Below are 13,307 nucleotides of genomic sequence, written 5' to 3'. Positions count from 1 at the left end.
TTCCCTGATTTCCTGGAGCTGTTCATGACCGTTTTTTCCCTGCGCGCCACCGTGGCCGCCTTGGCACTCGCCACCTCGTCGCTGGCCGGTGCCCAGACCTTGCTCAACGTCTCGTATGACGTGGCGCGCGAGTTCTACAAAGACCTCAACGTCGCCTTTGTGGCGCAGCAGAAAAGAGCCACCGGCAAAGACATCAAGGTGGACCAGTCGCACGCGGGCTCCAGCGCCCAGGCGCGTGCCGTGGCCGATGGCCTGGAGGCCGATGTGGTGACCTTCAACACCACCACCGACGTGGACTTCCTGGCCGACAAGGGTGTGGTCGCCAAGGACTGGCGCCAGAAGTTCCCCAACGGCGCGGCGCCCACCACCTCGACCATGCTGTTCCTGGTGCGCAACGGCAACCCCAAGGGCATCAAAGACTGGGACGACCTCATCAAGCCCGGCGTGCAGGTGGTGGTGGTCAACCCCAAGACCGGCGGCAATGGCCGCATGGCCTACCTGGCCGCCTGGGGCCAGGTGCGTGCGAAGGGTGGCACCGACGCGCAGGCCGCCGAGTTCGTGAGCAAGCTCTACAAAAACGTGCCGGTGCTGGCACGCGGCGGGCGCGACGCCACGGGCATCTTCCTGCAACGCAACATCGGTGATGTGCTGGTGACCTTCGAATCCGAGGTGGTGTCGGTGGACAACGAATTCGGCAAAGGCAAAGTCGACGCCATCCACCCCAGCGCCTCCGTCATTGCGGAGAACCCGGTGGCCATCGTCGAGCGCACCGTGGCCAAGAAGGGCACGGGCGAACTGGCCAAGGCCTACCTCGATTTCCTCTACAGCCCTGAGGGCCAGGAGATCGCCGCCAAACACAACATCCGCCCGCGCAACGAAGCCGTGCTGAAGAAATACGCCAGCGCCTTCAAGCCCATCAAACTGTTCAGCGTGAACGACTACTTCGGCTCCCTGGCCGAAGCACAGAAGGTGCACTTCAACGACGGCGGCCAGTTCGACAAGCTCTACACCGCAGGCAAATAAATGTCGCAGTCCGTCACCCTGGCCCTGCACGGCTCGGAGGCGCTGGACGCGCCGGCGGGCAAGCGGGCCGCCAAGCGCGCGACCCGACGCGTTCTTCCCGGCTTCAACCTCACGCTGGGCTACACGGTGTTCTACCTGAGCCTGATCGTGCTGATCCCGCTGTCGGCCCTGGTCATCAAAACCTTCTCGTTGACCTGGCCGCAGTTCGTCGAAGCGGTCACCGCACCGCGTGTGCTGGCCTCCTACCGCCTGACCTTCGGCGCCTCGCTGATCGCGGCGCTGATCAACGTGGTGTTTGGCTTGCTGGTGGCCTGGGTGCTGGTGCGCTACAGCTTTCCGGGCAAAAAAATCGTGGACGCCCTGGTGGACCTGCCCTTTGCCCTTCCCACCGCCGTGGCCGGCATTTCACTGACCGCGCTGCTGGCCGGGAACGGTTGGATTGGCCAGTACCTGGAGCCCCACGGCATCCAGCTCGCGTTCAACCCCAACGGTGTGGTCATTGCCCTCATCTTCATCGGCCTGCCCTTTGTGGTGCGCACGGTGCAGCCGGTGCTCGAAGACGCTGAAAAGGAACTCGAAGAGGCCGCCATGTGCCTGGGCGCCACACGCTGGCAGACCTTCACCAAGGTCATCCTGCCCAGCATCGGCCCGGCGCTGCTGACAGGTTTTGCCATGGCCTTTGCACGCGCCATCGGCGAGTACGGCTCGGTGATCTTCATCGCCGGCAACATGCCCATGGTGTCCGAGATCACGCCACTCATCATCATCGGCAAGCTCGAACAATACGACTACGCCGGCGCCACTGCCGTGGCTTCGGTCATGCTGGGCATTTCGTTCATCCTGCTGCTGGTCATCAACGGCCTGCAGACCTGGCAGCGCAAACGTTCGGGGGCCTCGTCATGAGCGCGCCGGTCAAAAAATCGCCCCACACCACCGAGGCACCGTGGGTGCGCTGGACGCTCATCGGCGTGGCCATGGTGTTCATGTTTTTGTTCCTGGTGCTGCCCTTGGCCGCCGTGTTCACCGAGGCCCTGCGCAAGGGCTGGGACGCCTACTGGGAAGCGCTGAAAGAGCCCGACGCCTGGGCCGCCATCCGCCTCACCCTCATCACCGCTGCCATCGCCGTGCCGCTGAACCTGGTGTTCGGCATCGCAGCGGCCTGGTGCATCGCCAAGTACGAGTTCAAGGGCAAGTCCTTTCTCACCACCCTGATCGACCTGCCCTTCTCGGTGTCGCCCGTGGTGGCCGGCCTGATCTACGTGCTGGTGTTTGGCGCGCAGGGCTGGCTGGGGCCGTGGCTGATGGCACACGACATCAAGATCGTGTTCGCCGTCCCCGGCATCATCCTGGCCACCATCTTCGTCACCTTCCCCTTCATCGCACGCGAACTTATCCCGCTGATGCAGGCGCAAGGAAATGAAGAAGAACAAGCCGCGCAGATGCTGGGCGCCACGGGCTGGCAGACCTTCTGGTTTGTCACCCTGCCCAACATCAAGTGGGGCCTGATCTACGGCGTCATCCTGTGCAACGCGCGCGCCATGGGCGAGTTCGGCGCGGTGTCGGTGGTGTCGGGCCACATCCGGGGCCAGACCAACACCATGCCCCTGCACGTCGAAATCCTCTACAACGAGTACCAGTCGGTGGCGGCGTTTGCCGTGGCCTCGCTGCTGGCCCTGCTGGCCATCGTCACGCTGGCCATCAAGAGCGTGGTGGAGTGGAAACACGAACGCGAAATGAAGGCGATTGCCGAGCTGCCCCCTGAAAACCCGGCGGGCCGCGACACCCAAGCAAGCGTCGCTCCCCTGACCCTGAAAGCCGCACCATGAGCATCGAAATCCGCAACGTCAGCAAACAGTTCGGCGACTTCCGCGCCCTGGGCGATGTGAGCCTGGACATCGGTTCGGGCGAACTGGTCGCTCTGCTTGGGCCCTCGGGCTGCGGCAAGACCACCTTGCTGCGCATCATCGCCGGCCTGGAAACCGCCGACGCCGGCAGCATCCACTTCAGCGGCGAGGACGCCACCGACAAACACGTGCGCGACCGCAACGTGGGTTTCGTGTTCCAGCACTACGCGTTGTTCCGCCACATGACGGTGTTCGAGAACGTGGCCTTCGGCCTGCGTGTCAAGCCGCGTGGCCAGCGGCCCAGCGAAGCGCAGATCAAAGCCAAGGTGACCGACCTGCTCAAGCTGGTGCAATTGGACTGGCTGGCCGACCGCTACCCCTCGCAGCTCTCTGGCGGCCAGCGCCAGCGCATCGCCCTGGCCCGCGCCCTGGCCGTGGAGCCGCAGGTGCTGCTGCTCGACGAACCCTTCGGCGCCCTGGACGCCAAGGTGCGCAAGGAATTGCGCCGCTGGCTGCGCCGCCTGCACGACGAACTGCACGTGACCTCCATCTTCGTCACCCACGACCAGGAAGAGGCGCTGGAAGTGGCCGATCGTGTGGTGCTGATGAACCGTGGCCAGATCGAACAGATCGGCACCCCGCAGGACGTGTGGGACCACCCGGCCAGCCCCTTTGTGTACGGCTTCCTGGGGGACGTGAACCTCTTCCACGGCCGCGCCCACGAGGGGCTGCTGCACCTCGATGGCGTGTCCATCGACACGCCCGAACACGCCGGCGCGCAAGACGCCAAGGCCTTTGCCTATGTGCGCCCACACGACCTGGACGTGCGCCGCTACGCCCCGGGCGAAAGTGGCATCGTTGCCGAGCTGCAGCGTGTCATCGTGGTCGGGCCCATTGCACGGCTGGAACTGTGGCCGCTGAACGACCAGGCGCCCGGAGGACACGACCCGCTGATCGAGGCCCAGATGCCAGCCGAACAGTTCCGCGCGCAGGGCTTCAAGGACGGCGAGAAGCTGGTGCTTTCACCACGGCGCGCCCGCGTTTTCCTGCAGCCACAGCCGGCGTGAGGCTGCCCTGCGCCACCGTCAGCAGCCCTTCGGCAAACTGGCGTGCGGCCGGCGTCAGCCCGCCCATGTGCTGACTGACCAGTGACACGCGCAGCTGCGGCAGCCGCTCCCTCAGCGGAAGCGGCACGATGGTCTGCGCCAGCTGCGGGTCGTCCAGCACCACGTTGGACATGAGCACCAGCGCGTCGGTGCTGCGCACCAACGACAACGCGATATACAGCGACTGCACCATCATCACCTGACGCGGCGGCTCGCCACACAAGGCCAGCATCCTGTCCACAATCACGCGCTGCCCGTAGCCCGGCAACAGCCACAGGCAGTCGCGCAGCTCGCTCAGCACCCGTGCCTGCGCCAATGGATGGTTGCGCCGCGCCATGACCTGCAGCGGCACGCGAAACAGCACCTGGCGGTCCAGTTGATCGTCCACCGGCTCATCCAGTTCGCTGATCACCGCAAAGTCGTACTGCCCCACCTTCCACAAGTCACGCGGATCGCTCAGCGACAGTTCGTGGATGTCCAGGCGCACACCCGGCCGGGCTTGCCGGAAGGCGTCCAGCGCAGGGGCCAGCACACGCGCGGCAGCCCCCGAACTGAAAGCCAGCCGCAACGAGCCGCTGCTGCCGTCGCGCAGTTGCGCGAGTTCATCCTGCGCCTGACGCCATTCTTCCAGCAGGCGCAGCGTGCGCCGATGCAAAGATTCACCCAGCGGCGTCAGCACCACACCACTGGTCTGGCGCAGCAGCAGCGCCGCCCCGGCCTGGCGCTCCAACTCACGCACCACATAGGTCACGGCGGGCTGGGTCAGGCCCAGGCGGCGCGCGGCCGCACGGATGCTGCCGCACTCCACCACCACCGCAAACACTTCCAGTTGGCCAGGATTGAACTTCATGCTGAACACTTCCTTCACATGAAAGAATTTTCTTTTCTTTATGCCACAAATTTTGTCTTTTACTTATCCCCACAAGTGCCTAAAGTTCGCAACACAGACGATCCTTCAACCCCTGTTTGCCGGAGAAAACCTTGAGCACTTCATGCCCCAACACCCGCCGCCGCCTGCTGGGCGCTGCCACCGCACTCACCTTGAGCCTGGGCCTCTCGGCCCCCGCGCTGGCGCAAGGCAGCGCCCAGCCGGTGCGCATCCTGGTCGGTTTCCCGGCAGGCGGTGGCGTGGATGCCGCCTCGCGCCACGTGGCAGAGGTGCTGTCGCAACAGATGGGCCAATCCTTCGTGGTCGACAACCGCACCGGCGCGGGCGGCCAGATCGCTGCCGTGGCTCTCAAACAGGCGCCCCCCAACGGGCAGACCCTGTTCATGTCCAACGACCACACCGTGGTCATCGTGCCGCAGACCATGAAGTCACCTGGCTTCAACCCGGCCACCGATTTCGTGCCGGTGGCGCGCGTTGTCCAGATCGCTTTTGGCCTCGCCGTGCACCCTTCCACACAAGCCCACCGTCTGGCCGACTACGGCAAGTGGGTGCGCGAGCAGGCGGACCGTGGCGCCGTTGGCGTGCCCGCGCCGGCCAGCGTGCCTGAGTTCACAACGGGCCTGCTCGGCCAGCACCTGGGCGCCGCCACGAACGCGGTGCCCTACCGGGGCGGCGCGCCGATGGTGGCCGACCTGATCGGTGGCCAAATCCCCGCCGGCATCACATCGCTGAGCGAATTGCTGCCCCAGCAGAAAGCCGGCAAGCTGCGCGTGATCGCGGTCTCCGGCACCCAGCGCTCGGCTTTGCTGCCCGACGCACCCACCTTCGCCGAACAGGGCGTCAAAGGCGTGGAGCAATCCAACTTCCTGGCGTTGTACGCGCCGGCCGGCACCCCCGCCCCGGTGATCAAGCGCTACCAGGATGCCTTGCGCGAGGCACTGGCACAGCCCGCGCTGCGTGAAAAGCTCGAGAGCCTGGGCATGCAGGTGGATTTCGCCGCTGGCGACGTGCTGGGCCGCCAGATGACTCAAATGACCGAGACGTGGGGTCAACTGATCCGCGCCAGCGGCTTCAAGCCCCAATGAGCGCGCACGTCATGCCCCTGCAAGCGCCCCCGCCCGCGCATTGTTTCCCGGCCGACTACGCCCAGGGCCGCGCCCGCTTCCTTGAGGCGGCCGTCGCTGCTGGTGCAACACTCACCCACCACGTGCTGCCCGGTCACCGAGGCCGTCAGGGCGAAGAACTGGCGCTGGACGCTGCCCTGTTGCCGGCCCGCGCCGACGCAGACGGGCGTGCGCCTTTGCTCATCGTCTCCAGCGGTGTGCATGGGGTGGAGGGCCTGTGTGGCTCGGGTTGCCAGCAACACCTGCTGCACGATGCCGAGCTGCTGGCACTGGCGCGGGCGCGGGGGGTGGACGTGCTGATGCTGCACGCCATCAACCCGCACGGCTTCTCGCACCTGCGGCGTGGCAACGAAGACAACGTCGACCTGAACCGCAATTGCATTGACTTCAATGCGAGCGGTGTCACGCCCAACCCCGGCTACGCCACGCTGCACCCGCTGCTGGTGCCCCCAAGTTGGCCGCCTGCGCCCGAGATCGCGCAGGCACTGAACGACACCATCCAACGCCTGGGCGTCGCGGCTTTTCGTCGTGCGGCCACGGCGGGCCAGGCCACCCACCCGGACGGGCTTTTTCACAGCGGCCACGCACCGAGCTGGAGCAACCGCACGGTGCGCTCACTGCTGCGCGCGCACGGTGCACAACGCACCGAGGTTGCGTGGGTGGACCTGCACACCGGCCTGGGGCCACGTGGTCACGGCGAAAAAATTCACGCGGGCCGCACCGAGCAGGCCGACCTGATGCGCGGCCGGCGGCTCTGGGGCGCCGATGTGGTGGCGGCCTGGGAAGGCCAGTCGGCCTCCGAGCAGGTACGAGGCCCGGTGGTGAGCTGCATCTACGACGAATGCCCCCAAGCCGACGTGGCCGCGGTTGCGCTTGAGTTCGGTACCGTGCCTTACGACACGTTTCTGGACGCCTTGCGCGCAGACCAATGGCTGCACAACCACCCCGACGCTCCGGCCGACCTGGCGGCCAGCATTCGTCAGGGCATGAAAGACGCCTTCTACGTCGATGCCGACGACTGGCGCGGCATGGTGGCGGCCCAAGCCAGGGTGGCGGTGCTTCAGGCCTGCCTGGGCTTGGGGCGACGCTGAATCAGACGTCAATCGCCGCCGCCGACCCCGCCGCCTTGCGCAGTTCAAACTTCTGGATCTTGCCGGTGCTGGTCTTGGGCAATTCGCCAAACACCACCGCGCGCGGTACCTTGAAACCCGCCAGGTGCTTCTTGCAATGGGCCACGATGTCCTCGGCCGTGGCGGTGGCGTTGGCCTTGAGTTCGATGAAAGCGCAAGGTGTTTCGCCCCAGCGCGCGTCGGGCTTGGCCACCACGGCAGCGGCCAGTACGTCGGGGTGGCGGTACAACACGTCTTCCACCTCAATGGAAGAGATGTTCTCGCCGCCCGAGATGATGATGTCCTTGCTGCGGTCCTTGATCTTGATGTAGCCGTCGGGGTACTGCACCGCCAGGTCCCCGCTGTGGAACCAGCCGCCCTTGAAGGCCGCCTGCGTGGCCTCGGGGTTCTTGAGGTAACCCTTCATGGCGATGTTGCCGCGGAACATGATTTCACCCATGGTCTCACCGTCCCAAGGCACGGGTGCCAACGTCTCGGGGTCGAGCACCTGCACATCGCGTTCCAGGTGGTAGCGCACGCCCTGGCGGGCGTTGAGGCGGGCGCGCTCGCCCACGTCCAGCGCGTCCCACTCAGGGTGTTTCACACACACCGTGGCCGGGCCGTACACCTCGGTCAGACCATAGACGTGGGTGAGGTCAAAGCCCAGGTGCTCCATGCCCTCGATCATGCTGGCCGGTGGCGCGGCGCCGGCCACCATGGCCTTGATGCCGGCCGGCACGCCGGCCTTGAGATCCGCCGGCGCGTTCACCAGCAGGCCATGCACGATGGGCGCGCCGCAGTAGTGCGTGACGCCGTGATCGCGCATGGCATCGAAGATGGCCTTGGCCTCAACCCGGCGCAGGCACACGTTCACACCCGCGCGCGCCGCCAGCGTCCAGGGGAAACACCAGCCGTTGCAATGAAACATGGGCAGCGTCCACAGGTAGACGGCGTGTTTGGGCATGTCCCATTCCATCACGTTGGACAAAGCGTTCAAGGTCGCGCCACGGTGGCTGTAGACCACACCCTTGGGGTTGCCGGTGGTGCCACTGGTGTAGTTGAGCGCGATGGCGTCCCACTCATCGCCAGGCAGTGCCCATTCAAATGCAGCATCGCCCTGGGCCAGAAAGGCCTCATAGCTTTGGTTGCCCAAGGCGTCACCCGAACCATGAACCGCGTCCTCTGCATCGATCACCAGCAGCGGTGTGGTGGCCTTGCGCAGCGCCAGTGCCTTTTTCATCACCGGCACAAACTCCACATCCACGATCACCGCCTTGGCCTCGCCGTGGTCGAGCATGAAGGCCACGGTCTCGGGGTCCAGGCGGGTGTTGATCGCGTTGAGCACGGCACCCGCCATGGGCACGCCGAAGTGGGCCTCCACCATGGGCGGCGTGTTGGGCAACATCACGGCCACGGTGTCGTTCTTGCCAATGCCGTGGCGTTGCAGGGCACTGGCCAGTTGGCGGCAGCGGCGGTAGGTGTCGCCCCAGGTCTGGCGCAGGGCGCCGTGCACGATGGCCAGGCGGCTGGGGTGCACCTCGGCGCTGCGCTGCAAAAAGGACAGGGGCGACAGCGGCGCATGGTTGGCTGCGTTCTGCGGCAGATCACGCTCATACATGTGGGTCATGGGGTCTCCAGTTGCACGGGAATCAGCCCGCAATTTAAGCCATCCGGCTGACGCAGGGGGCAAGGCAAAATACCCCCATGGCCATCCCCCCATCCTTTATCCAGGAACTGCTCTCCCGCGTGGACGTGGTGGAGGTGGTGGGTCGGCACGTGCAGCTCAAGAAGGGCGGTGCCAACTTCATGGGCTTGTGCCCGTTCCACGGCGAAAAGTCGCCCTCGTTCAGCGTCAGCCCCAGCAAACAGTTCTACCACTGCTTCGGCTGCGGTGTCAGTGGCGACGCCATCAAATTTCTGACCGAGCACACGGGCGTGAGCTTCATCGAAGCGGTGAAGGACCTGGCTGGACAGGTGGGCCTGCAAGTGCCCGAGGACGAAGCATCGCCCCAGGACCGTGCCCGCGCCGCTGCTGCGCGCGAAAAACAGGTTACGCTGACGGATGTGCTGGAGAAGGCCGCCCATGCCTATGCAAAACAGCTCAAGGGCGCCCCCCGTGCGGTGGACTACCTGAAAAAGCGCGGCCTCACCGGCCAGATCGCCAAGACCTTTGGCCTGGGCTACGCACCCGAAGGCTGGCGCTTTTTGTCCACGGTGTTCCCCGACTACGCCGATGCCCGACTGGAGGAAAGTGGCCTGGTCATCGTGCATGAGAACGAAGGAGAGGAAACCAAGCGCTACGACCGCTTCCGTGACCGCATCATGTTCCCCATCCGCAACGTCAAGGGCGAGGTCATCGCTTTTGGTGGCCGCGTGCTGGACCAAGGCGAGCCCAAGTACCTCAACTCACCTGAGACGCCGGTGTTCAGCAAGGGCCGCGAGCTGTACGGTCTGTTCGAGGCCCGCACCGCCATGCGCCAGCTCGGCTACGCGCTCGTCACCGAGGGCTACATGGACGTGGTGGCCCTGGCCCAGCTGGGTTTTGGCAACGCGGTGGCCACACTGGGCACGGCGTGCACGGCCGAACACGTGCACAAACTGTTCCGCTTCACCGATGCGGTGGTGTTCAGCTTCGACGGCGACGCCGCCGGCCGGCGCGCCGCGCGCAAGGCGCTGGACGCCGCCCTGCCCCTGGCCACCGACACCCGCAGCGTGAAGTTCCTGTTCCTGCCAGCCGAACACGACCCGGACAGCTTCATCCGCGAACACGGCGCCGAGGCCTTTGCTGCGGCCGTCAAAGGCGCGCTGCCGCTGAGCCGCTTCATGCTCGACGCCGCCAGCGCGGACTGCGACCTCGACACCGCCGAGGGGCGCGCCCGGATGGCCAGCCAGGCCCGCCCGCTGTGGACCGCCATGCCGGACGGCGCGCTCAAGCGCCAGTTGCTGGGCGACATCGCCGACATGGTGCAGCTGGGCCAGCACGAGCTGGGCGAGCTGTGGCAGTTGCCGGGCCAGGGCGCACCCCGCAAAGGCAGCGCGAACAAGCGCCCACCCGCACCCGACTACCACTCGGAGGGCGGCTACGCACCCGACGCGCCCAGCGGGTACAGCCCAAGCCCCCGTTACAGCAACAACGCTGGCGGCTATGGAGCAAGCACCCGTACCCGGCGCGACGGCAAACCCTGGCCCAACAAACCCACCACCGACCGACCGCGCCGCCCGCCCGGTGGCCGCTCGCGCCCCGCCAGCCGCAGCGACCGCGCGGTGGGCCTGCTCCTGGCCAACGCCCAGGCCTGGGAGAGCCTGAGCGCCGAAGACCAGGCCATGCTGGCCCACCTGCCCGACCCGCACGGGGCGCTGTTGAGCTGGCTGGAGGCCCAGCTGCACGAACACGGCGCCCAGCCCTGGGCGGCGCTGCGCGAGGGCCTGCGCGGTCACCCCTTCGAATCCTTTGCCCTCCAACAGGTCGAGCAGGCCACAGCGGGCAACGACGCCGAGGCCGAGCTGGTGGAGCTGCGCGACGTGATGGACCGCATGCGCCTGGACCAGTGGGAAAACGAAGCCAGCGAGCTGGCCACGCTGGCGGCCGACGACCCCGCCGCCCTGCAACGCCTGCGCGAACTCAGCGCCCGGATTCGCGCCCACAAAACCCCAAAATCCGGGACGCCGGTATAATCCAAGGTTTTACGCAAGCGCGACAGCAGCACCTCCGGACCAGCCTACCGTCCACCAGCGACGACCGAGCCACCACACTCGACAGGCCCACCGCCCCATGACCCCGTCGTGGCGGCCCCGCAAGGACTGCACACCAAATGTTCGCCCACACAGCTTGCACCCAGGCCCTGCCTTCAGCAGGCGCTTGACCGAGCCCCCATTGGCTCGGGCGTTCCGTGTTCCCGCCCGTTCGTGTTTGTCCCGACATTTTTGAGGTCCGCATGCCCCAGAAGAAGTCCAGCCCGTCCGCCGCTGCCCGCACCACGCCCGCCAAAAAGGCCGCGTCCAAGCCCGCTGAAGCCGTGCCCAAGCCCAAGACGAAAGCCCCCGCTGTGACCGCCAAGACCCCCGCCCCTGCTGCCAAGGCCGCCAAACCCCTATCCAAAGCCGCTCAACTCAAACAAGCCGCTGACGAACTGCTGGCCAGCGCAGCTGAAGCCGAGCCCAAGAAAAAAGCCGGCCGCCCGGCCAAAGCCGCAGCCGCCCCCAAGGCAGACAAACCGGCCGCCAAACGGGGCCGCAAGCCCAAGGCGGCGGCGGCCAAAGACAGCGATGGGCTGGACGATGCCGACCTGTCGGACATCGAAGACCTGACGGAAGAGGTGGCGGAAGAAGCGGTGGCAGAGACCACCGAAACGACCGAAAAGGTCAAGCCGCTGCGCATGAAGATCAGCAAGGCCAAAGAGCGCGCGCTGATGAAGGAGTTTGGCCTCGACGACACCGTGTTGTCGGAAGAGGAAGCCAAGCTGCGCCGCGAACGCCTGAAGACCCTGATCAAGCTGGGCAAGACGCGCGGCTACCTGACCCACGGTGAAATCAACGACCACCTGCCCGACAAGCTGGTGGAAGCCGAGACGCTGGAAGTGGTGGTCTCGCTGCTCAACGACATGGGTGTGGCCGTTTATGAACAGACGCCCGACGCCGAAACGCTGCTGCTGAACAACACCGGCCCCACCGCCGCCACCGAAGAAGAAGCCGAGGAAGAAGCCGAAGCCGCCCTGTCCACCGTGGACAGCGAATTCGGCCGCACCACCGACCCGGTGCGCATGTACATGCGCGAAATGGGCACGGTGGAGCTGCTGACGCGCGAAGGCGAAATCGAGATCGCCAAGCGCATCGAAGGCGGCTTGAACGACATGATGGCCGCCATCAGCGAAAGCCCGGCCACCATCGCCGAAATCCTGGCCATGGCCAACGAAATCCGCGATGGCAAGGTCGTCATCTCCACCGTGGTGGACGGTTTTGCCGACGCCGACGCGGCCGACGACTACGTGGCCGAAGAAGACTTCGATGACTACGACGAGGCCGACGACGACGATGGCAAGGGCGGCTCCAAGGCCCTGACCCGCAAGCTCGAAGAACTCAAGCGCGAAGCGCTGAGCCGCTTCGACAGCATCGCCGAGCTGTTCGAAAAGCTGCACAAAACCTACGACAAGGAAGGCTACGGCGGCGCGCACTACGTCAAGACCCAAAAGGCCATCACCGAACAGCTGATGAGCATCCGCTTCACCGCCAAGGCGATCGAAAAGCTGTGTGGCACGGTGCGCGATCAGGTGGACGGTGTGCGCAAGAAAGAACGCGAACTGCGCCGCATCATCGTGGACAAATGTGGCATGCCGCAGGAGAAGTTCATCGCCGACTTCCCGGCCAACCTGCTCAACCTGCAATGGGTGGAAAAGCAGGCCGCCGCTGGCAAGCCCTGGAGCACGGTGATGGCACGCAACATCCCGCCCATCCAGGAACTGCAACAAGGCCTGATCACCTTGCAGTCCAGCGTGGTGGTGCCACTGTCGCACCTGAAGGACATCCACAAGCGCATGAACGCGGGTGAATCGTCGTCGCGCGACGCCAAGAAGGAAATGATCGAGGCCAACCTGCGCCTGGTGATTTCCATTGCCAAGAAGTACACCAACCGGGGCCTGCAGTTCCTGGACCTGATCCAGGAAGGCAACATCGGCCTAATGAAGGCGGTGGACAAGTTCGAATACCGCCGTGGCTACAAGTTCTCGACCTACGCCACCTGGTGGATTCGCCAGGCCATCACCCGCTCGATCGCCGACCAGGCGCGCACCATCCGCATCCCGGTGCACATGATCGAGACGATCAACAAGATGAACCGCATCAGCCGCCAGCACTTGCAGGAGTTCGGCTTCGAGCCCGATGCGTCCATCCTGGCGGCCAAGATGGAAATCCCCGAGGACAAGATCCGCAAGATCATGAAGATCGCCAAAGAGCCGATCTCTATGGAAACGCCGATCGGGGACGACGACGACAGCCACCTGGGCGATTTCATCGAGGACAGCGCCAACACCGCGCCCATCGATGCCGCCATGCAGGCCGGCCTGCGCGACGTGGTCAAGGAAATCCTCGACAGCCTCACGCCGCGCGAAGCCAAGGTGCTGCGCATGCGCTTCGGCATCGAGATGTCCACCGACCACACGCTCGAAGAAGTGGGCAAGCAGTTCGACGTGACGCGCGAACGCATCCGCCAAATCGAG

10 protein-coding genes are annotated in these 13,307 nt (G+C 65.6%); 8 read left to right on the top strand and 2 right to left on the bottom strand.

Going from position 1 to position 13,307, the window contains the following annotated elements:
- The first annotated feature begins 24 nt into the window (after positions 1-24).
- From ACFQU0_RS19925 to ACFQU0_RS19910, 4 genes are read left to right on the top strand one after another with little or no spacing between them, the layout of a single operon-like run.
- The gene (locus ACFQU0_RS19925) at positions 25-1,023 is read left to right on the top strand and encodes a sulfate ABC transporter substrate-binding protein (RefSeq protein ID WP_382203698.1); all 999 of its coding nucleotides are present in this window, start codon (positions 25-27) and stop codon (positions 1,021-1,023) included.
- On the top strand, positions 1,024-1,926 hold the full coding sequence (gene cysT / locus ACFQU0_RS19920; protein WP_382203696.1) for a sulfate ABC transporter permease subunit CysT: 903 nt from the start codon (positions 1,024-1,026) through the stop codon (positions 1,924-1,926). It abuts the gene before it with no gap.
- Positions 1,923-2,849, top strand: a complete 927-nt coding sequence (gene cysW / locus ACFQU0_RS19915; RefSeq protein WP_382203694.1) for a sulfate ABC transporter permease subunit CysW — start codon at positions 1,923-1,925, stop codon at positions 2,847-2,849. Before cysT ends, cysW begins: the two co-directional genes overlap by 4 nt.
- Entirely contained in the window at positions 2,846-3,934 is a 1,089-nt protein-coding gene (locus ACFQU0_RS19910) for a sulfate/molybdate ABC transporter ATP-binding protein (protein WP_382203692.1), read from the top strand. Before cysW ends, ACFQU0_RS19910 begins: the two co-directional genes overlap by 4 nt.
- On the opposite strand, the gene ACFQU0_RS19905 is transcribed toward ACFQU0_RS19910, so the two are convergent.
- Positions 3,864-4,823 carry a LysR family transcriptional regulator gene (locus tag ACFQU0_RS19905; protein WP_382203691.1) on the bottom strand — a complete coding sequence of 320 codons (960 nt, stop codon included), beginning with the start codon at positions 4,821-4,823 and terminating at the stop codon, positions 3,864-3,866. The two genes, ACFQU0_RS19910 and ACFQU0_RS19905, sit on opposite strands and share 71 nt — an antisense overlap.
- Positions 4,824-4,954: 131 nt before the next feature.
- Between ACFQU0_RS19905 and ACFQU0_RS19900 the strand changes: the two genes are divergently transcribed.
- Together ACFQU0_RS19900 and ACFQU0_RS19895 are read left to right on the top strand one after the other, a co-directional pair.
- Positions 4,955-5,947 (top strand): Bug family tripartite tricarboxylate transporter substrate binding protein, encoded by a 993-nt coding sequence (locus tag ACFQU0_RS19900; protein ID WP_382203690.1) that lies wholly within the window; start codon positions 4,955-4,957, stop codon positions 5,945-5,947.
- Positions 5,944-7,077: a M14 family metallopeptidase gene (locus ACFQU0_RS19895; protein WP_382203688.1), complete on the top strand. Its 1,134-nt coding sequence runs from the start codon at positions 5,944-5,946 to the stop codon at positions 7,075-7,077. Before ACFQU0_RS19900 ends, ACFQU0_RS19895 begins: the two co-directional genes overlap by 4 nt.
- Position 7,078: 1 nt before the next feature.
- On the opposite strand, the gene ACFQU0_RS19890 is transcribed toward ACFQU0_RS19895, so the two are convergent.
- Positions 7,079-8,722, bottom strand: coding sequence for an acyl-CoA synthetase (locus ACFQU0_RS19890; protein ID WP_382203686.1), 1,644 nt, complete (start codon positions 8,720-8,722; stop codon positions 7,079-7,081).
- Between the two features lie 77 nt (positions 8,723-8,799).
- Here ACFQU0_RS19890 and dnaG point away from each other — a divergent pair, with 77 nt between their 5' ends.
- Together dnaG and rpoD are read left to right on the top strand one after the other, a co-directional pair.
- Complete coding sequence (gene dnaG / locus ACFQU0_RS19885) at positions 8,800-10,770, top strand: DNA primase (protein WP_382203685.1); 1,971 nt, start codon at positions 8,800-8,802, stop codon at positions 10,768-10,770.
- A 260-nt stretch (positions 10,771-11,030) separates the two neighbouring features.
- Positions 11,031-13,307: RNA polymerase sigma factor RpoD (gene rpoD, locus ACFQU0_RS19880; RefSeq protein ID WP_382203683.1), on the top strand; the 2,277-nt coding region annotated here is incomplete at its 3' end.

It is taken from the genome of Hydrogenophaga defluvii, from assembly GCF_042665235.1.
GTDB classification, from domain to species: Bacteria; Pseudomonadota; Gammaproteobacteria; order Burkholderiales; family Burkholderiaceae_C; genus Hydrogenophaga; species Hydrogenophaga defluvii_A.
Note: the sequence above shows the minus strand (reverse complement) of the source record. Positions and strands in the feature narration are given on the sequence as shown.

Excerpts from the sequence above, each read along its gene's own strand:
- ACFQU0_RS19925 (WP_382203698.1), top strand. The coding sequence starts at position 25 with ATGACCGTTTTTTCCCTGCGCGCCACCGTGGCCGCCTTGGCACTCGCC.
- cysT (WP_382203696.1), top strand. The coding sequence starts at position 1,024 with ATGTCGCAGTCCGTCACCCTGGCCCTGCACGGCTCGGAGGCGCTGGAC.
- cysW (WP_382203694.1), top strand. The coding sequence starts at position 1,923 with ATGAGCGCGCCGGTCAAAAAATCGCCCCACACCACCGAGGCACCGTGG.
- ACFQU0_RS19910 (WP_382203692.1), top strand. The coding sequence starts at position 2,846 with ATGAGCATCGAAATCCGCAACGTCAGCAAACAGTTCGGCGACTTCCGC.
- ACFQU0_RS19905 (WP_382203691.1), bottom strand. The coding sequence starts at position 4,823 with ATGAAGTTCAATCCTGGCCAACTGGAAGTGTTTGCGGTGGTGGTGGAG.
- ACFQU0_RS19895 (WP_382203688.1), top strand. The coding sequence starts at position 5,944 with ATGAGCGCGCACGTCATGCCCCTGCAAGCGCCCCCGCCCGCGCATTGT.
- ACFQU0_RS19890 (WP_382203686.1), bottom strand. The coding sequence starts at position 8,722 with ATGACCCACATGTATGAGCGTGATCTGCCGCAGAACGCAGCCAACCAT.
- dnaG (WP_382203685.1), top strand. The coding sequence starts at position 8,800 with ATGGCCATCCCCCCATCCTTTATCCAGGAACTGCTCTCCCGCGTGGAC.